Here is an 18,171-nt window from a genome sequence, read left to right as displayed (position 1 = left end):
AATGAACCATATTTTTGAGAGAGGGCAATCAGACGTTACACTGCTGCTTTTGCACGGAACCGGAGGGAATGAACACGACCTTTTGCCGATCGGCAGAATGATTGACCCGCATGCAAATCTGCTCGGAGTCAGAGGAAAGGTTTTGGAAAACGGCATGCCCCGTTTTTTTAAACGGTTGAGAGAAGGGGTTTTTGATGAGAACGATTTAATCGCAAGAACGGATGAATTGAAGACATTTCTCGATCAAGCGGCAGAAGAGCTTGAGTTCGACCGGAATCAAGTGGTGGCGGTCGGCTATTCAAACGGCGCCAATATTGCTGCAAGCCTCTTGTTTCTCCATGAACACGTGCTGAAGGGGGCCGTGCTGCATCATCCGATGGTTCCGCTTAGAAATAGGAAGCTTCCTGATATGGCGGGAATTCCTGTTTTTATCGGAGCCGGACAGACAGATCCGCTTTGTCCGCCCCAGGAGTCGGACGAGCTTGCCGGGTATTTCAAAAACGCCGGGGCGGATGTCGAACTTCATTGGGAAGAGGGCGGACATCAGCTCACACATCGGGAAATTGAACAGGCAAAAAACTGGTATGAAACACATCTCAAAGCATAAAAATAAACCTTAGTCCCTTTTTCGGGACTAAGGTTTTTCACATGTTTACAGCCATGTAGATACTTCAGAAACATCAAAGCGGCTGCTTTTGTGAGCCGGTTTCACCTGTTTTCCAATCGAAATCAGCATGACCGGTACATAGCGTTCATCAATATTGAATTCTTTCACAAACGCTTCCTTGTCGAAACCGCCCATGGCACACGTATCATAGCCCATCGCCTTGGCTGCGATCATCAGCTGCATCGCTGCAAGCGATGCATTGGTGAAAGCGGCGTCTCTGGCAAACGCACTGTTTTGGTAAGCGCCGTTAATCTGTCCGAGAAGCGTCTCTTTGATTTCTTCGGTCATATACCCTTCTTCTGTTAAAGGACCGTAGACGGCTTCCCCGTTTAAGTTTGCCTTGAGGTCTCCCAAGACAGCGACAACCGCTGATGCCTGGCTGACTTGTTTTTGGTTGTAGGCAATCGGGAGAAGCTTGTCTTTTGATTCCCGGCTGTGAAATACAGTAAAGTGCCAGTGCTGCAGGTTCCATGCTGACGGCGCTTTTGTTGTAATTTCCAAAAGCTCTGTCAGCTCCTCTTTCGAGATGGCGGCGCTTGTGTCATATTCTTTAATAGATGAGCGTTCTGTCAAAACTTGAATCGCTTGATTCTCCGATAAAGTCATGTGACTTCCTCCTTTACGATAAACGTGGTATGATAGAGTTAGATAAAAAGTTAGAAACTTACTTTTTGTAACTTCAATCAGTATTCTAATGGTGCAAAGACTATTTGTCAACTGGATATGGAGGGGTGAGAGAATTGGGGTTTACAATGTGTCCTAAAATGGAGGCCGCCTTTTCTTTGCTCGGCAAACGATGGAATGGACTGATCATCCATGTTTTATTGGATGGACCTAAACGGTTTAAAGATTTAACGGAAATGATACCAATGATCAGCCAAAAAATGCTGGCTGAACGTTTAAAAGAACTGGAGCAGGGTGGTATCGTCGAACGTCAGGTTTTGCCGGAGACGCCTGTGAAAGTGATCTATCAATTGACAGGCAAAGGAGCGGCGCTTGAACCTGTTTTGCACGAGATACAAAAGTGGGCAGAACACCATTGTGATGCGGAAGGGAACTGATAAGGATGGCCGGGCGAGTATTCGATCGCGGTCAACAGCATCACCAGGGTGGTTCTAAGACCGGGCATTTTGAAGATTTGCGGGCGAAAGACCGTGAGCAGCATTTTTCCAACAGTGTGGGCCGGCCCCTTGATATTGTTAAGGCGTGTTTTTACTTAACCGATCCGGACAACAGGTTTGTCAATGGTACGAACATTACGGTGGATTTATGAAGAATAGCCCAAACGTTTTCCGACTTTATGAATACCTTGACTATAGGCAGACATAAAGGAGGATAAATGCCGATGTACCCTCACATGCTTTATGGATACGCGAGATCGAATCCTGCCGGATATCCGGCTAGATCCCCGTTGTTTTGGGGATTTGGGGCGCCGCTTGTCGGCGGATTGCTGGGCGGATTTCTCGGAAGCGCGATTTTTAACTACCCTAGACCGTACGCTTATCCGCCGCCTTACCCGTATTACGGAGGTGTGCCTGGTGCGGGGCCTTATTACGGAGCCGGACCGGGAGGAATCCCTTACGGAGGAGCAGGCGTTCCCGCAGGAGCTCCATACGGAGGAGCGCCCGGCTATCGATAAAGGTTGCTAAGTTTACAGTCTAATGAAAATCTTAAAAAGAGACGGCGGTGAAAGCTGCGGGTTTCCGCAGCTGGCCGCCGTCTCTTAGTTTAGGATTAGTCTGGGAACTGCACGTTCCCAGATACAGTGTATGCACTGGACGTTCCGTTTTCCGGAAGTTTCGGAATCGTGTCTTTTACGACTTTTCCGCGGATATCCGTGATCCTGACTTTTAAAGGGCTTGTCCCCAAATTGGTGCTGACAAAATGGTTGTAGTCCGTTTTCTCCATGTTGACCCATTTTCCGTCTTTATAATATTCCATTTTCATAACGGGATATTTGTGGTTTCTCACTTGAATCGCCGCCCACCACTGACTGCTTCCTTCTTTGATCCGGTATGTGAAATTGCCTTTGATCGGCGCTTTGACGACCCGCCATTTCACATTGATCTTTCCGTCTTTCATATCGCCGATCTTTCGAAAAGCGTTCGGTGAAAGGTCGAGCGCCCCGGGAGCACCTTCCGGATATAGATCGGTCACATAGACCGTCGTCTTTCCTTTAGGGCCTTCCACTTCAAGGTATGCTCCGGCGAGAGCCGCTTTTACACCGCCATAATTGAGGTCTGTCGGATTTAAAGCGGTGATTTCCATATCGGATGGAATCGGATCAAGCAGCAAAGCGCCGCCTGAATACCCTGAACCCGTATAAGTGGCATAGCCCTTGTGCAGGTCATTGTATGCGGCCGATGCCTGTGTGGCAAAACAAAGCACCATCAACATCACCGCGAGCAACATGCTGATTTTCTTTTTCATACAAGCCCTCCTTTAATTGAGAATTATTTTCATTATAAAACCGGACTGACTTTGCCGAAAGAGGCAATAGACATAGATTTATTCATACGGATTGACTAAAATGTCACGAACAAAAGGCATGGTTTCTGCCTCAGGCAAAAGAGATGAAAGACTTCGGTCTTAAATGGTAATATGAATCAGGGAGCGGTTTTTCGGAAGGCGAAAAAAACAGCCTGCTTATCTCAAGCGGGGCCGTTTTTAAAACGTGATGTCGATTTCTGAAAGATTGAAGTCTTCGTTTTTAAAAAACATGACTTCCAGGATGCCGTCTTTATACAAGGCTTTGGTGCCTTTTCTGCGTACAAGAGAGGGGAGAATCACCTTTTTCTGCTGCCCTGGTTCAGGGTAGTTTTCCATGATGAGGGTTTGTGAAGTATGTTTAATTTTCAATGGGTTAAGCTGTTCTTTTGTAAGTGGAATTTTGACAAATACATGACTGGTCGTTTCAAAGACATCAATTGGATCATGTTCGTCTGACGGACCATGTTCTTTTGCCGCCGGCGATTCTTGAGAGAGAGGATCGCGAAAAGGAAACTGACCTGTATATCCCGGTCCAAAGACGTTTTTCATGATTTGATGGATATATTGTTCAACATCTTTCGGGTCAGCGCCTTGCACTCCGTCCTTAGAAAACTGCTGAAATGGAAAAAAGCGTTGCCAATCAAACACGGGTAACACTTCCTTTCACATAGACGGTACAGTATATGCCAATAAGCGCGGATCGTGATGAAGAAAGGAAAGGAATCACAGATGAATCACACAGCTCAAACGAAAGGGATTATTTACACAGCATGTTCTTATTTATTATGGGGGCTGCTTCCTTTATATTGGAAAGTTCTCGATCAAACGGCAGCTCTTGATATCCTTGCACACCGCATCATTTGGTCGTTTGTTTTTATGTGCGGGGTGCTTCTCGCGATGCGGCAATGGAAAAACGGGGTCAAGGCTTTTCAGTCGCTCTTGGCGAATCGAAAAGCTCTCGTTCCGCTCGTATGTTCCTCCGTTTTGATTTCAATCAATTGGTATGTCTACATATGGGCCGTCGGCCACGGCTATATACTTGAAGCGAGCCTCGGCTATTACATCAATCCGCTTGTTTCGATCGTGCTCGGCATCATATTTTTGAAAGAGAAACTGTCCCGTCTGCAGACAGCGGCGGTTCTCCTTGCGGCAGCCGGCGTCCTGATATCCGCTTTTCAATACGGCTCTGTGCCGTACATTGCCCTGATGCTCGCTTTCAGCTTCGGACTTTACGGATTGGCAAAAAAACGGATGTCGCTTTCAAGCGCCATCGGGCTTACACTTGAAACGCTGATGATCGCGCCTGTCGCCGTTGTCTACTTATTGTTTTTTCGCCATCCTGAGCATTCGCAGGCTGCATCCGGCGGTATCGGCACGATGATTTTATTGTTTTTAGCCGGTGTGTTAACGGCCATTCCGCTCCTGTTGTTCGCAGAAGGAGCCAAAAAGCTTCCGCTGTATCAAGTCGGCATTTTGCAGTATATCGCTCCAACCATTACGTTATGTTTAGGCGTATTCGTCTACCATGAACCGTTCGGCAGCGCCAAGGCTTTAACATTCTCATGCATTTGGGCCGCACTCGTATTGTTTACCCTCTCACAGTTTAAATGGAAGAAGCCGTCTAAAGTATTGGTGAAAAGAAAAAACTCGTATCACTCCTAAGCCCTTTTTCTTTTCAAGAAACGCCGATCATGTATAATTAAAAACATGACCTAAAAAAGGATGTGGAGGTCGATTTCAGCTATGGAGAACGATCATGAACTTTTCAAGGCTTATGTGACCCTCTGGAAGAACCGCACGATGAACGGAGAGGGGATGGAAACGCTTTTCCAGGCAATTGATGATGAACTAAGCGACCTTAGAACACATCCGAGGCTTAGAAAAACGCAATTTGAAAAATACTTCCAATGCGTCCGGCGCATTACAAACTCCGCTTTGGAAACGGATGTGAAGCTCAAACTGATTGAACTGCATACAGAACGTCTGCAGCTATTAACAAATGGAGAAAGCAGGGAGTAACATGAAAGCAATCAATATGGAAGAAGTGCAGGCTTCTTTACAAACATTCCTACACCAGCCTGTCTATATTCATTTGGAGACGACGACCGGGTCTTATTCTGCCCATAAAGACGAGCAGAACATGACGGTGGTTGCTTATATCAGAAATGCGAAGGTCGTCTGCTCCCGCGCAAAAATAACGGGGACCGGGCCTTATCGCACAGGTCTTAAAACAGAAGACGGCTGGATTTACGCAGAAGGCCTCACAGATTATACAATCGATGATGAAGGGCGGCTGCTTCTTGCCGGTTATTTGCCGGGCGGCAAGCTTGCCATTTCGCTTCAAATCAGCAAAAAGCCATTTGCAGTCTAAAAAGAAGGTGTTATAAATGGAAAAGCATTTATTAGTGATTCTGCCGCATCCCGATGACGAATCATTCGGAGTGGCCGGCCTGATTGCCTTAAACCGAAAAGAAGGCATACCCGTGACCTATGCGTGTCTGACGCTGGGAGAGATGGGAAGGAATATGGGGGATCCGCTTTTTGCCAATCGGGAAACCCTGCCGATGCTCAGAAAACAGGAATTAATCAACGCGTGCCGGGAAATGGATGTTCAAGATCTGCGCATGCTCGGTTTTCGCGATAAAACACTCGAATTTGAAGATGAAGAAAAGCTGGCCGATCAAATCGAGGCTGTCATCGATGATGTCCGCCCGAGCCTGATCGTGACATTTTACCCCGGACACGGCGTACATCCCGATCATGATGCATGCGGAGAAGCGGTCATCCGCGCCTTATCCCGCAAAAAGAAAGAAGACCGGCCGCGGGTTTTATGCATGGCGATCACCCATCACAGGGAAGAAGTTCTCGGCAAGCCCGATGTCGTTCTAGATGTCAAAGGTGTTGCAGATGTGAAAATGAACGCTTTAAAAGCGCATAAATCGCAAACGGGAGGCTTGCTGAAAGAGATAGAGAAAAAGCTTGAGAATGGTGAGCCCGTCGTAGAAACATGGTTTGAAAAAGAGGCATTTTGGACCTATCAGTGGGATGAATGATACACAAGAAAAAGGTATAGAGCGCCATGCTCTATACCTTTTTTAAATGCTGTTGGAAACGGTTTTGAATGAATCTGAGCCTGAAGAAAAGCCCGACCGCTCCGGCGGCAAGCCCCGCGATGAGGCCGATCCAATAACCGTACGCTCCAAACGCAGTATACGTCCCGACGAGAAAACCGACGGGGAGCCCGATGATCCAATAGGAAACAAGGGCTGTGACAAGGGTGTAGTTGACATCCTTATACCCTCTGAGCGCTCCTTGAATCGGTGCTGCAATGGCATCTGAAAGCTGGAAAAACAAGGCGTACAGTAAAAAGTGCTTTGTCAGAAGCAAGACATTGTAGTCTGTCGTATACATTCCGGCGATTTGCTGTCTGAACAATAAAATCGCAAGTGCGGTGAACAACGAAAACCCGATCGCAATTGAAATGCCGAGATAGCTGTATGCCTTCGCATCCTTAAAACGTTTTGCCCCGGCTTCAAAGCCGACGACGATCGTCAAAGTCATCGAGACGCTGAGCGGCAGCATATAAAGAAGCGAAGCGAAATTCATCGCTGCCTGATGGGAAGCGATTGTCACCGTGTCAAAATGGCTCATCAGCAAGGTCACGGCCGCAAAAATACTCGTCTCAAAGAAGATGGCAAAGCCGATGGGAAGGCCGATTTTCAGCAGATTCAAGCTTTCGGTAAAGGAAAACCGATAGAATGTCCTGAAAACCCTAAACTGATAAAAAGGCGTTTTCTTATGAACGATGAATAAGGAAATCAAGCATATGCACCAATAGGTTAAAGCGGAAGCCAAGCCGGCTCCGGCTCCTCCCAATTTAGGAAATCCGAAATTCCCGAAGATAAATAGGTAATTTAACACAAAATTAATCGGCAAAGAACATAGAGTAATCAGCATGGTCACTCTCGTTTTGCCGAGTGAATCAATAAAGCAGCGCATCACGTTGTACACAAACAGCGGCAATATGCCAAGCCCGAGATAGGACAAATACTGCTTCGCGATAAGGGATACCTTAGCTTCAAGCTGAAGCATTTCCAGGATTGGATCAATCATCAAAAAACCGCAAGCCATAACAAGAACGCTGATAAGTCCCGCCACATAAATCGATTGAATCACAGTGTACGGAACATCCTTTTGCTTTTGGGCTCCCATCAGCTGGGCGACGATGGGCGTGACAGCCGTCAAAATTCCGGCCAGTCCCGTATAAACAGGTGTCCACAAACTGGACCCGATGGCAACGCCGGCGAGATCAGACGCACTGACTTTTCCGGACATCACCGTGTCTAGAAATGTCATGAAAGACAAGCCTGCCTGTGTGATCAGGATCGGAATTAAAATCGTGATAAACTGTGTCGCTTTTCCCCTTAAATCCTTCGTTTCCCTCATTTTAAGTTCCCCGTTTCTTTTGGATAACGAGAGAAATTATAACACGATATGTATAAAATTCAATCAATGTCTGCTTAATCTTTTTTTGTCTTAAACATCTGCACATAAATAAACGATAAAGAAATGACACCCAAAAGGGAAAATACATATTGACACGCTTTTTGAATGGTCACGGTATCACCTCCTTCATGATTATGATGCGGCATAAGAGATGGAAGAATACAGAAAAACGACAAAAAGTATCCCAGACAAACTTCACAATTCATTTCAATTTATCAGCCGAAAATTGCCGAATGGGTCATTTCGTCTATTAAGTCAAAGGGTTTTATAAGTTATAAGTTACATATTTCGATTCATCGTTTTGTCATAATAGGTTTTTAGAACTGAAATTTAATGCGATCAAACGACGTTTGATCTAAGGAAAAGACACGCCTTATTCCGGATGTTGGCAAAAAAAATGTATGATATAGTCAATTTATGATCTCTACGAAAAGTTTCATGGCGAAAAATGGTTGATTCTGATCGGGATTTGGTCATAGAGGCGGTTGATGGAAATGGACAGCTGTTTTTTCAGAAAAAGGTTGAGAGACAGCGAAACAATGCCCATCTGATTGCCTGACCGTCTTTGGACACGAACATGTTTGATATTGATAAAGTTTAATTTGAAATGCTCGGAAACTTGAACGATCAGCGATTTTCAGAACTTTAAAGTTTTCGTCCGGGCCTGCCCTCATCTGTTCCCGCGGTCTTCATTTTGAAATAGAGCAGGAGATGAAAAGCATATCCATTCCGCCCCGTCCATTTGGAATCACGCAGGTTTGTTAAAAAGCGTTGATTTTTGTCAATGTGTCTATCAGTCCGTATTTTCGATATAAAAATTGTAAAAAAGCAAAAAACTATTAAAAAACAATAAAATCAGCCGATACAAATCGTGAATTGCATTTGTGCTTAAGAGTATAAAAGGGGGATTTTGGCCAAAGGACAAACATATGGTGATCAGATCACCCGCTGTTTGTTGCCGGGCTTAGATCTTAAGCAGCGGCAAATGTAATCTCATACATAGAGAGAACAAAAAATGAAAACGGGAGGTTCATAGGTTATGAAGAAGAAGATAGCAGCAGGTCTGGCGGCCTCTGCGGTAGTTGGAACTTCATTGGCTGCGTCACCCGCAGAAGCCCAGACCATCAAGGTAAAAAGCGGTGATTCGCTATGGAAACTGTCGACCGAGTTCAACACAAGCGTTTCCGCTCTGCAAAAAGCCAATCATCTTTCATCTACAGTTATTTATGCCGGACAAACCCTGGAAATTCCGGACAGCACGTCAAAAAGCAGCACAAAAGCCAAAAGCTCAAGCGCAAGTTCGAGCAAAAACTCAAAAACATCTACCTACACGGTTAAATTGGGAGATTCTTTGTGGCTGATTGCAAACGACTACAAGACGAGCGTGAATGAGATCAAAAGCTTAAACGGTTTAAGCAGCGACATCATTTATCCTGGCCAAAAGCTGATTGTGAAGGGAAGCGGAAAAAGCAGCAGTTCAAGCAGCAGTACGAAGTCATCCAGCGCCAGCTCCTCTTCGAAATCGAAAAGTTCAAGCAGCTCAAGCAGCACGTACAAAGTCAAACTAGGAGATTCCTTATGGAAAATTGCCAATGGTTTGAATATGACAGTTGCCGAAATCAAAACGCTGAACGGTTTGAAGTCGGACACCATTTACCCGAACCAAGTCCTTAAAGTGAAAGGGACCGCTTCCGGCGGCAGTTCATCTTCGGGTTCGTCTTCACATTCTTCATCAAGCAAATCGAGCACAAGCAGCAGTTCTAAAACGACGACATATACTGTCAAGCCCGGAGATTCCTTATGGAAAATCGCCAACTCGCTGAATGTGACGGTACAAAGCATCAGAGAAGCCAACAATCTGAAAACAGATGTCTTACAAATCGGACAGAAGCTGAAAGTATCCGGTGCGTCAAAGTCGGCAACATCGGGAAGCTCTTCATCCAAGACATCGAACTCCTCGGTTTCCAGCGGCACTTCGACAAGCGCAAAAGTCGAGCGCATGATCGCAGAAGCGGAGAAGCAGCTGGGCGTGCCGTACAGATGGGGAGGCAACAATCCATCAGGATTTGATTGCAGCGGCTTTATTTATTATGTGCTGAACAAAGTCACGTCTGTCTCAAGATTGAGTGCAGCTGGGTATTGGAATACAATGTCGCCTGTCAGCCAGCCTTCAAGAGGAGATTTCGTTTTCTTTTCAACATATAAAGCAGGCCCTTCACACGTAGGGATCTACCTGGGCAACGGAAAATTTATCAATGCCAACGATTCCGGCGTCTCCATCAGCGATATGAACAATTCGTATTGGAAACAGCGCTATCTTGGTGCAAAGCGCTACAATTTTTAAAAGCCATTTTATATGGCTTTTTTGTTTTAAAGACGGCTTAACGAAAGGTTTATCAGATCCCCCCGTTGTCTAAACTAAATGGAAAAAGATAAGGGGGATTTCGCATTGAACCGATCATTCACCGTACTGCTGGCGGGTTTACTCATTTGTTCGCTAACGGCATGCGCACAGCAGAAAGACCTTGAAAAAAAAGACGCCGACGAAGAGCATACGGAAACATTTGAACCAATGACACAGCCTTTAAAAGTGCCTCTCATTAAACGCGACGGCACGAAGACCGGTTTTATAGAAGTGTCTGAATCGGCTGAGGAAGGCCTTGATATCAGGGTCAGCGCCCATCATTTGCCGCCGGGGCTGCTCGCTTTTCACATCCATGAAACAGGAGAATGCCGGAAGCCCGATTTTGAAAGTGCCGGCGCTCATTTTAACCCTTCACAAAAAGAGCATGGCTTCAATAATCCGAAGGGACATCATGCGGGTGATCTGCCCAATATCGAAGTAGGGGCAGACGGCAAAGTTGATGTTGTAGTGAATGCACCAGATGTCAACTTGGACAAGTCAAGCAAATTCAGCCTGCTTGATCATGATGGAAGCGCGTTTATCATTCATGAGCACCAGGATGACGATCTGACAAATCCGTCCGGAAACGCCGGCGATCGAATGGTGTGCGGCGCTCTTTCGAATAAGAGCAAACATTAACCGTTAGGTGCGGCGGGGCAGCAGTCATATATATTGAGGACTTTGGCTTATTTTTAGTATACTCGTATAGAAGAAGACGTTTTTGAAGAAAGGAATTTTACAACTTATGAAATATGACCTGCACGAACTAGAGCTGCCCGAGAAAATTAAGGAGCGGCTGATTCAGTCTGCCGCCAAACCGGCCGGCCCGGAATTTCAATCTTTGATCGGGTCCCCCGGCTATGAAGCGGAGGACAGCGCTGTTTTAGAAGATGCGATGATCGCGCTGTCACTGGGAAAAAACGTTTTGCTAAAAGGGCCTACAGGCTCTGGAAAGACAAAACTTGCCGAAACGCTTTCCGCTTACTTTCAAAAACCGATGCATAGTGTCAACTGTTCGGTCGATCTTGATGCGGAAGCGCTTGTCGGCTATAAGACGATCGAAAACACAGACGGGAACGCCTCGATTGAATTTATTGAGGGGCCTGTTACGAAATCGATGAATCACGGACACTTTTTATATATTGATGAAATCAACATGGCCAAACCGGAAACCTTGCCTATCTTAAACGGAGTTCTCGACTATCGAAAAATGATGACAAACCCGTTCACCGGCGAAGTGGTCAGAGCAAAAGACGGATTTGGCGTGATTGCGGCGATTAATGAAGGATATGTGGGAACCGTTCCATTGAACGAGGCATTAAAAAACCGCTTTGTCATCATTGAAGTGCCCTACATTAAAGGCGATCTGCTGCGGCGGGTGCTTGAAACACAATCCGAATTAAAGGACGCAAAGCTCATCAGCCAGTTTGTGACATTGTCCGGTGATTTAATGACGCAAGCGCGCAACGGCCAGGTGTCTGAAGAGGCAGCATCGATCAGAGCGCTCCTGGATACCTGCGATTTGGCGGCCTATATACCGCCGCTTCGTGCGATCGAACGCGGCATCGTGGAAAAGCTGGACGATGAGCGGGAAAAAGCGGCTGTCCGCAATATTGCCCAAACATTGTTTGAATGAGGGTTCCTATATGAGGTTTATAAAATTCAATGACAGCAAGATTGATTCTTTTCTGTTTATGGAGCTCACGGACTTAGCCAAGACCTTGGCGAAAAGCGATCAGGTCGAAGTGGAGTACGGCGTTCAGTCCTATTACAATCCGTTTGAAAAAAAGATTTATATGAGTCATTTTTGGAAAGACCGCGCCTATCAGGATATGGTCGATGGACTGAAAAGCGATGTCTACCTTCGGGCAGTCGGAACCCGCTACAGCTCAATGAACGAATGTTCCAACATGCTGGACGCCGTCCGGCATTTGCAGTTTAAGAGTTTAGCAAAGCAGCTGTTTATGCTTTTTGAGGATATCAGAATCGAAGAGTCTATTAAGCGGGAGCGTCCGGGCACAAAAGCGGTATTCACAAGCCGCAGAAACATGTACCGAAAGCATTTTGCGACTCAGCTGACCTTGAATTTGGAGCGGAGTATTTTTACGGACGCCTTGTTTTGCGCAATCTATGTCAAGCTGACGGCCGAGTCCCCGCTTGAAAGCATCCCTGATATCCATGACTCAATCGATCCGATGAAAGGCTGGATTGAAAACGAGCTTAGCCGCGTATATGAAACACACTCTACGAAAGAGACAGCTGCAATTGTAAAGACATTAATGGAAGGTTTTGAAGAAGTTCTTGAAAGAGATATGCTGAATACGTATTTCTTTTTTCCTGAACTCGATTACGAAGAGGTTGATGAAGAAAACCTTTTCCATGATTTAAAAGCAAAGCCCAAACTGAGCGAAGATCTCACACTTGAAGAAAAAAGCGCCGGTGACGAAGATGTCCATGACGAAGAAATGCCGACCTGGCACAGGGAAACAGAAGCACCGGCCAAAAGCTTTCTGCAGTTTGACCTCGAACACGGTGCAAAAACGGATATCATGGGCGGCGCTTTAAGAGAAGGGGAAGACGGCGACCAGGCGCTCGGTTCAGTACAGGGAACGGCGAAGCAGACGAAACGAAAAGACTATTCAAAACTGGAATCGCTTGAAGCTGTACAAGACGAACCGAATGCCGGAGGAACGGCCGGCGGCAAAGAAAACCGCTACGCTTTTTCCATTTTTAAAACGCCTGAGAAGCCTGCAAGTGAAGAGGTTTTGCAATACCGCAGCCAGGCAAAATCAATCGAATCGTATCAAAAGCGGCTCAAACAGATGATCCAAAAAACACTGGAGCACAAAAAAACGCTGCCGAGGACTGACCTGCACGCCGGAAGGCTGAACAATAAGCTGCTGCGGTACTTTACAGAACGGAATCCGCGCCTTTTTTACAAAAAACAAGAACCGTCAACCGAAATCGACGCTGTTTTTACTTTGCTTGTCGATTGTTCGGCAAGCATGCATGACAAAATGGCGGAGACGAAAAGGGGCATCGTACTGTTTCATGAAGCGCTTAAATCAGTGTCCGTCCCTCATCAAATCGTCGGTTTTTGGGAGGACACGAATGATGCGACAGAGACGAGCCAGCCTAACTACTTTCACATGGCGGTCTCGTTTTCCGATTCCTTAAAAGAAGGAGCCGGTCCGCACATCATGCAGCTTGAACCGGAAGAGGACAATCGGGACGGCTATGCGATCAGGCAGATGACGAACATGCTTGTTCAAAGAAGCGAAGCGCAAAAATTCCTGATCGTTTTTTCAGATGGAGAGCCGGCTGCTTTCAATTATGAACAAAACGGGATCGTCGACACCCATGAAGCGGTGATGGAAGCGAGAAAACGAAACATTGAAGTCATCAATGTGTTTTTGTCGAACAGCGAAATCGAAGAATCGCAAATTAAAACGATCCAGGATATGTACGGAAAATACAGCCTCTTCGTCCCTGACGTCGACCAGCTTCCTGATGTGCTGTATCCGCTGTTAAAAAAACTGTTGAACAAAAGTATAGGTTAGAGAAAACAGATGGCTCAAGCTCTTTAGCCATCTGTTTTTTATGCCGATAAAAAGGAAAGTAGCGAAATTTTTATTATCTTTAACAACTTTAATTTTGAAAATCGCTGTTGAAAACAGCACAGCACATTCAGGATGTTAAAAAACAGCCGAAAGGGGAAAAATAAGGAATGAATGAATCTTTTGCCAATGGTTTATACTCTGAAAGTTCGAAATTATAAATTTTCTTATTTTTCAAGACGATTTTTTAATTTTATTTGAACAATCTGTGTAGAAACGATTCACAAACAGTGGTAAAATATACGTGGAAGCGTTTTTATTACATATTTCTGGGCATAGGGTTCAGAAGATATATTAAGATAGTGAATTGTTCACTTGATAATTAGGTTGGGGGTAATGTTCAAATGTTTCAAAATCAAATGAAACAAAGAATGACTTGGGAAGAATTTCACGGTCCGAACCTCGGCTACGTGCTGGAGCTTTATGATCAGTATGTCAGGGATCCGGAAAGTCTGGAGCCTGATTTAAAAGAGATGTTTGACGATCTCGGAGCTCCCCCGGGCGACATAAGGGCCGCCTCTGAAACACAAGGAGAGGCAAATTTTACGGCTGAATCTATTGAAAAAATCGCATCGGCAATAAAACTTGCAGAAGATATTAGAACCTATGGCCATCTCAACGCTTCCGTCAATCCATTGAGAAAAACGCAAGACAAACAGGAGCTTTTTCCGCTTGCCGAGTACGGTTTAACCGAGGAGGATGTGGAAAGAATTCCGGCATCGGTGATATGCAAAGATGCCCCTAAAGAAGTCACAAACGGTTTAAAAGCCATCCAGTACTTAAGGAACACATACAAAAAGTCGATTTCTTTTGAGTTTGACCATGTGCATATTTTTGAAGAGCGCAATTGGCTGATGAAAAAGATCGAATCGGGGGAATTATTCGCCCCGAAATCAAAAGAGAAATTAATAGAAGTGTTAAGAAGACTGACGGAAGTTGAAGGTCTTGAACAGTTCCTCCACAAAACATTTGTCGGGCAGAAACGTTTTTCAATCGAAGGTCTTGATGCGCTTGTGCCAATGCTGGATGATATTATCGCCGAGTCGGTTTCTTCCGGAACGACAAACATTAATATCGGAATGGCGCACAGGGGGCGTCTCAACGTTCTGGCGCATGTGCTGGGAAAGCCGTATGAAATTATTTTTTCCGAATTCCAGCACGCTCCGAACAAAGATCTTGTCCCGTCTGAAGGCTCAACCGGAATCAACTACGGCTGGACAGGTGATGTCAAATACCACCTTGGCGCCAACCGGCAGATTCAGGATGAACAGACAAAAACGGCGCGCATCACGCTGGCCAACAACCCGAGCCATCTTGAGTTCATCGATCCGATCGTAGAAGGCTCGACTAGGGCTGCGCAGGAGACGAGAACAGAAAAAGGCTATCCGGTTCAAGACGTCAAAAAATCCATGGCGATTTTGATCCACGGAGATGCGGCGTTCCCTGGGGAAGGAATCGTCGCAGAAACGTTGAACTTAAGTCAGCTGAAGGGCTATCAGGTCGGCGGAGCGATCCACATCATCGCCAACAATATGATCGGCTTTACAACGGAAAGCAACGAATCCAGATCGACGAAATACGCCAGCGATCTGGCAAAGGGCTTTGAAATTCCGATTGTCCATGTGAACGCAGACGATCCTGAAGCTTGTCTTTCAGCGGTGCAGCTCGCAGTCGAATACCGCGAGACCTTCAACAAGGACTTTTTGATTGATCTGATCGGCTACCGCCGTTTCGGGCATAATGAAATGGATGAACCGGTGGCGACGCAGCCGAGGCTGTACGATGCGGTCAAAAAGCATCCGACGATCAAAACCATTTTTTCAGAAAAACTGATCGATAAAGGAATCATTGAAAAAGAGGCGGTTCAAAAAATTCAAGATTCGGTTCTGAAGCGTTTGGAAGATGCGTACCGAAAAGTGCCGGCCAAAAAAGAAGACATGACACATGAAATCGTCCTGCCGGAGCCGGTTTCCAACGGATTCCCGGAGGTCGACACATCCGTTCATTTTGATCTCCTGCGCAAAATAAACGAAGAGCTCATCGCATGGCCGGAAAACTTCAACGTTTTCGGAAAGTTAAAACGAATTCTCGAAAGGCGCGCCAAAGCGTTTGAGGATGACCGAAAAGTCGACTGGTCTTTGGCGGAGGCGCTGGCGTTTGCTTCGATTTTGAAAGACGGCACACCTGTAAGGCTGACCGGCCAGGATTCAGAACGCGGCACATTCGCACACCGCAACCTTGTCCTTCATGACAGCAAGACAGGGGACGAATTCATTGCGCTGCATCACCTTGCAGATACGAAAGCGTCATTCGCGGTTCACAACAGCCCGCTTTCTGAAGGATCTGTCCTCGGCTTCGAATACGGTTATAATGTTGCTTCACCGGAAACGATGGTGATCTGGGAAGCGCAGTTTGGCGATTTTGCAAACGCGGCACAAGTGTACTTTGATCAGTTTATTTCCGCAGGAAGGGCGAAATGGGGGCAGAAATCAGGACTTGTCGTCCTCTTGCCTCACGGGTATGAAGGTCAAGGGCCTGAGCATTCCAGCGGCAGAACGGAGCGCTTTTTGCAGCTTGCAGCAGAAAATAACTGGACCGTTGCCAATCTGACAAGCGCCGCTCAATACTTTCATATTTTAAGAAGGCAGGCGAAGATGCTTCTCCGCGAGGAAATCCGTCCGCTGATCATCATGACGCCGAAAAGCCTTTTGAGAAATCCAAATACAGTCTCGGAAGTTCAGGAGCTGAGCGCCAGCACCTTTAAGCCGGTATATGAAATGTCCGGTCTGAACCATCAATATGATAAGGTGACACGCCTCGTCCTATCGAGCGGTAAAGTATCGATTGATATCAGTGATTACTTTAATAAGATGGAAGCTGAAAAAGACTGGCTCCATATTGCACGGGTTGAAGAGCTCTATCCTTTCCCAGCGAAACACATCAAGGCGCTCTTCAGCAAGCTGCCGCATTTGGAAGAGATCGTCTGGGTTCAGGAAGAACCGCAAAATATGGGAGCGTGGAACTATATTGAGCCTTATTTAAGAGAAGTCGCTCCAAATGGTGTTAAAGTGCGTTATATTGGCAGAAGAAGACGTTCCAGTCCGGCAGAAGGGGATCCGACCGTTCATAAGAAGGAACAGGAACGTATTGTATCTGATAGCTTGACTCGCAAAAACTAAGGGGGAACTAAAAGATGGCGGAAATTAAAGTACCTGAACTAGCGGAATCAATTTCAGAAGGAACGATAGCCCAATGGCTGAAACAACCGGGAGACTATGTAGAACAAGGGGAGTTCCTGCTGGAGCTGGAGACGGATAAAGTCAATGTCGAATTGACGGCAGAACAGTCCGGTGTTCTTCAGGAAGTGCTGAAAGATTCCGGTGACACGGTTCAGGTCGGCGAAGTGATCGGCACGATTTCAGAAGGCGAGGGAGAAGGAAAAGCATCCTCCGCTCCTCAGCCTGACGTTCAAAAAACGCCTGAGGATTCAAAAGGAGAGGCGGCACAGGAAACAAAAGCCGCGGCACAGGACTCAAGTGCTCAAACGGAGAAAGAAAAAGCGAGAACCATCGCTTCTCCGGCTGCCAGAAAACTTGCCCGTGAAAAAGGCATTGATTTATCAGAAATCCCTACCGGCGATCCGCTTGGCAGGGTCAGAAAACAGGATGTCGCATCCTACCAAAAACATGAGCAGCCGCCAAAAGCCCAAGCCGAACCAAAACGTGAAGCGCAGGCACCGGCCGCTAAGACTGAAGATTCGGCGAAACCTGTCGAACGGCAAAGAATGTCGCGCCGGAGACAGACGATTGCCAAACGCCTTGTTGAAGTTCAGCACACCGCCGCTATGCTGACGACTTTTAACGAAGTGGATATGACGGCTGTCATGAATCTCAGAAAACGCCGAAAAGATCAATTTCTCGAACAGCATGAAGTGAAGCTCGGCTTCATGTCATTCTTCACAAAGGCCGTTGTCGCCGCTCTGAAAAAATACCCGCTTCTCAATGCGGAAATTCAAGGCGACGAGCTTCTCATCAAAAAGTTTTATGATATCGGCATCGCGGTTGCCGCTCCTGACGGCCTTGTCGTCCCTGTCGTTCGCGATGCAGACCGGAAAACCTTTGCCGATATTGAAAAAGATATCGGAGAGCTTGCGAAGAAAGCGCGAAGCAATAAATTGGCGCTCTCAGAACTTCAAGGCGGTTCATTCACGATTACAAACGGAGGAACGTTCGGTTCACTGTTGTCCACTCCGATTTTGAACAGCCCGCAAGTTGGCATCTTGGGAATGCACAAAATCCAGCTTCGTCCTGTCGCCATTGATGAAGAGCGTTTCGAAAACCGACCGATGATGTACATCGCGCTTTCTTATGACCACCGGATTGTCGATGGCAAAGAAGCGGTAGGCTTTTTGGTTACCATTAAAAATCTGCTGGAAGATCCGGAACAGCTTCTGTTGGAAGGATAAATCGAGAAAAAAAGCTTTGACC

17 protein-coding genes and 1 pseudogene are annotated in these 18,171 nt (G+C 46.3%); 14 read left to right on the top strand and 4 right to left on the bottom strand.

Going from position 1 to position 18,171, the window contains the following annotated elements; translation table 11 throughout:
• Position 1 precedes the first annotated feature (1 nt).
• Entirely contained in the window at positions 2–607 is a 606-nt protein-coding gene (locus M654_RS13955) for an alpha/beta hydrolase (protein ID WP_026587491.1), read from the top strand.
• 45 nt (positions 608–652) lie between these two features.
• Here M654_RS13955 and M654_RS13950 read toward each other — a convergent pair whose 3' ends face one another.
• Positions 653–1,273 carry a nitroreductase family protein gene (locus M654_RS13950; RefSeq protein ID WP_026587490.1) on the bottom strand — a complete coding sequence of 207 codons (621 nt, stop codon included), beginning with the start codon at positions 1,271–1,273 and terminating at the stop codon, positions 653–655.
• A 134-nt stretch (positions 1,274–1,407) separates the two neighbouring features.
• Here M654_RS13950 and M654_RS13945 point away from each other — a divergent pair, with 134 nt between their 5' ends.
• The 3 genes and pseudogenes from M654_RS13945 (at position 1,408) to M654_RS13935 (ending at position 2,306) form a co-directional block, all read left to right on the top strand.
• The gene (locus M654_RS13945) at positions 1,408–1,728 is read left to right on the top strand and encodes a transcriptional regulator YodB (RefSeq protein ID WP_026587489.1); all 321 of its coding nucleotides are present in this window, start codon (positions 1,408–1,410) and stop codon (positions 1,726–1,728) included.
• A 31-nt stretch (positions 1,729–1,759) separates the two neighbouring features.
• A pseudogene (locus M654_RS13940) lies at positions 1,760–1,940 on the top strand (3-ketoacyl-ACP reductase); the annotation flags it as partial.
• Between the two features lie 72 nt (positions 1,941–2,012).
• Positions 2,013–2,306, top strand: coding sequence for a hypothetical protein (locus M654_RS13935; RefSeq protein ID WP_026587487.1), 294 nt, complete (start codon positions 2,013–2,015; stop codon positions 2,304–2,306).
• 95 nt (positions 2,307–2,401) lie between these two features.
• Here the strand turns inward: M654_RS13935 and M654_RS13930 are convergent, their stop codons facing one another.
• Both M654_RS13930 and M654_RS13925 read right to left on the bottom strand, forming a co-directional pair.
• Entirely contained in the window at positions 2,402–3,097 is a 696-nt protein-coding gene (locus M654_RS13930) for an expansin ExlX (protein WP_026587486.1), read from the bottom strand.
• Positions 3,098–3,334: 237 nt separating this feature from the next.
• Positions 3,335–3,805, bottom strand: coding sequence for a hypothetical protein (locus M654_RS13925; protein WP_026587485.1), 471 nt, complete (start codon positions 3,803–3,805; stop codon positions 3,335–3,337).
• Between the two features lie 81 nt (positions 3,806–3,886).
• On the opposite strand from M654_RS13925, the gene rarD reads away from it, so the two are divergent.
• From rarD to bshB2, 4 genes are all read left to right on the top strand, one after another.
• Positions 3,887–4,819 (top strand): EamA family transporter RarD, encoded by a 933-nt coding sequence (rarD, locus tag M654_RS13920; RefSeq protein WP_026587484.1) that lies wholly within the window; start codon positions 3,887–3,889, stop codon positions 4,817–4,819.
• 81 nt (positions 4,820–4,900) lie between these two features.
• Positions 4,901–5,176 (top strand): hypothetical protein, encoded by a 276-nt coding sequence (locus M654_RS13915; protein ID WP_026587483.1) that lies wholly within the window; start codon positions 4,901–4,903, stop codon positions 5,174–5,176.
• 1 nt (position 5,177) lies between these two features.
• Positions 5,178–5,528: a YojF family protein gene (locus M654_RS13910; protein WP_026587482.1), complete on the top strand. Its 351-nt coding sequence runs from the start codon at positions 5,178–5,180 to the stop codon at positions 5,526–5,528.
• A gap of 16 nt (positions 5,529–5,544) precedes the next feature.
• On the top strand, positions 5,545–6,210 hold the full coding sequence (gene bshB2 / locus M654_RS13905) for a bacillithiol biosynthesis deacetylase BshB2 (RefSeq protein ID WP_026587481.1): 666 nt from the start codon (positions 5,545–5,547) through the stop codon (positions 6,208–6,210).
• Positions 6,211–6,241: 31 nt separating this feature from the next.
• Here the strand turns inward: bshB2 and M654_RS13900 are convergent, their stop codons facing one another.
• Positions 6,242–7,603: an MATE family efflux transporter gene (locus M654_RS13900; protein WP_026587480.1), complete on the bottom strand. Its 1,362-nt coding sequence runs from the start codon at positions 7,601–7,603 to the stop codon at positions 6,242–6,244.
• A 1,099-nt stretch (positions 7,604–8,702) separates the two neighbouring features.
• On the opposite strand from M654_RS13900, the gene M654_RS13895 reads away from it, so the two are divergent.
• The 6 genes from M654_RS13895 to odhB all read left to right on the top strand — a co-directional run bounded on the left by M654_RS13895 (position 8,703) and on the right by odhB (position 18,149).
• Entirely contained in the window at positions 8,703–10,007 is a 1,305-nt protein-coding gene (locus tag M654_RS13895; RefSeq protein WP_026587479.1) for a C40 family peptidase, read from the top strand.
• Positions 10,008–10,112: 105 nt separating this feature from the next.
• On the top strand, positions 10,113–10,706 hold the full coding sequence (locus M654_RS13890) for a superoxide dismutase family protein (RefSeq protein WP_026587478.1): 594 nt from the start codon (positions 10,113–10,115) through the stop codon (positions 10,704–10,706).
• 106 nt (positions 10,707–10,812) lie between these two features.
• Positions 10,813–11,703 carry an ATP-binding protein gene (locus M654_RS13885; protein ID WP_026587477.1) on the top strand — a complete coding sequence of 297 codons (891 nt, stop codon included), beginning with the start codon at positions 10,813–10,815 and terminating at the stop codon, positions 11,701–11,703.
• A gap of 10 nt (positions 11,704–11,713) precedes the next feature.
• Positions 11,714–13,627 (top strand): vWA domain-containing protein, encoded by a 1,914-nt coding sequence (locus M654_RS13880; protein WP_026587476.1) that lies wholly within the window; start codon positions 11,714–11,716, stop codon positions 13,625–13,627.
• A 401-nt stretch (positions 13,628–14,028) separates the two neighbouring features.
• On the top strand, positions 14,029–16,863 hold the full coding sequence (sucA, locus tag M654_RS13875) for a 2-oxoglutarate dehydrogenase E1 component (RefSeq protein ID WP_026587475.1): 2,835 nt from the start codon (positions 14,029–14,031) through the stop codon (positions 16,861–16,863).
• A gap of 14 nt (positions 16,864–16,877) precedes the next feature.
• A complete protein-coding gene (gene odhB / locus M654_RS13870) occupies positions 16,878–18,149 on the top strand; it encodes a 2-oxoglutarate dehydrogenase complex dihydrolipoyllysine-residue succinyltransferase (RefSeq protein ID WP_026587474.1) in 1,272 nt (423 codons plus the stop codon).
• Positions 18,150–18,171: the final 22 nt, after the last annotated feature.

Source organism: Bacillus sp. NSP9.1 (assembly GCF_000465465.2).
Taxonomy (GTDB): Bacteria; Bacillota; Bacilli; order Bacillales; family Bacillaceae; genus Bacillus; species Bacillus sonorensis_A.
The sequence above is the reverse complement of the archived record's forward strand: the minus strand, read 5'-3'. Positions and strand labels throughout refer to the sequence as shown.

Coding starts and splice junctions, on each gene's coding strand:
- M654_RS13955 (WP_026587491.1), top strand. CDS start 2: ATGAACCATATTTTTGAGAGAGGGCAATCAGACGTTACACTGCTGCTT.
- M654_RS13950 (WP_026587490.1), bottom strand. CDS start 1,273: ATGACTTTATCGGAGAATCAAGCGATTCAAGTTTTGACAGAACGCTCA.
- M654_RS13935 (WP_026587487.1), top strand. CDS start 2,013: ATGTACCCTCACATGCTTTATGGATACGCGAGATCGAATCCTGCCGGA.
- M654_RS13930 (WP_026587486.1), bottom strand. CDS start 3,097: ATGAAAAAGAAAATCAGCATGTTGCTCGCGGTGATGTTGATGGTGCTT.
- rarD (WP_026587484.1), top strand. CDS start 3,887: ATGAATCACACAGCTCAAACGAAAGGGATTATTTACACAGCATGTTCT.
- M654_RS13915 (WP_026587483.1), top strand. CDS start 4,901: ATGGAGAACGATCATGAACTTTTCAAGGCTTATGTGACCCTCTGGAAG.
- M654_RS13910 (WP_026587482.1), top strand. CDS start 5,178: ATGAAAGCAATCAATATGGAAGAAGTGCAGGCTTCTTTACAAACATTC.
- bshB2 (WP_026587481.1), top strand. CDS start 5,545: ATGGAAAAGCATTTATTAGTGATTCTGCCGCATCCCGATGACGAATCA.
- M654_RS13900 (WP_026587480.1), bottom strand. CDS start 7,603: ATGAGGGAAACGAAGGATTTAAGGGGAAAAGCGACACAGTTTATCACG.
- M654_RS13895 (WP_026587479.1), top strand. CDS start 8,703: ATGAAGAAGAAGATAGCAGCAGGTCTGGCGGCCTCTGCGGTAGTTGGA.
- M654_RS13885 (WP_026587477.1), top strand. CDS start 10,813: ATGAAATATGACCTGCACGAACTAGAGCTGCCCGAGAAAATTAAGGAG.
- M654_RS13880 (WP_026587476.1), top strand. CDS start 11,714: ATGAGGTTTATAAAATTCAATGACAGCAAGATTGATTCTTTTCTGTTT.
- sucA (WP_026587475.1), top strand. CDS start 14,029: ATGTTTCAAAATCAAATGAAACAAAGAATGACTTGGGAAGAATTTCAC.
- odhB (WP_026587474.1), top strand. CDS start 16,878: ATGGCGGAAATTAAAGTACCTGAACTAGCGGAATCAATTTCAGAAGGA.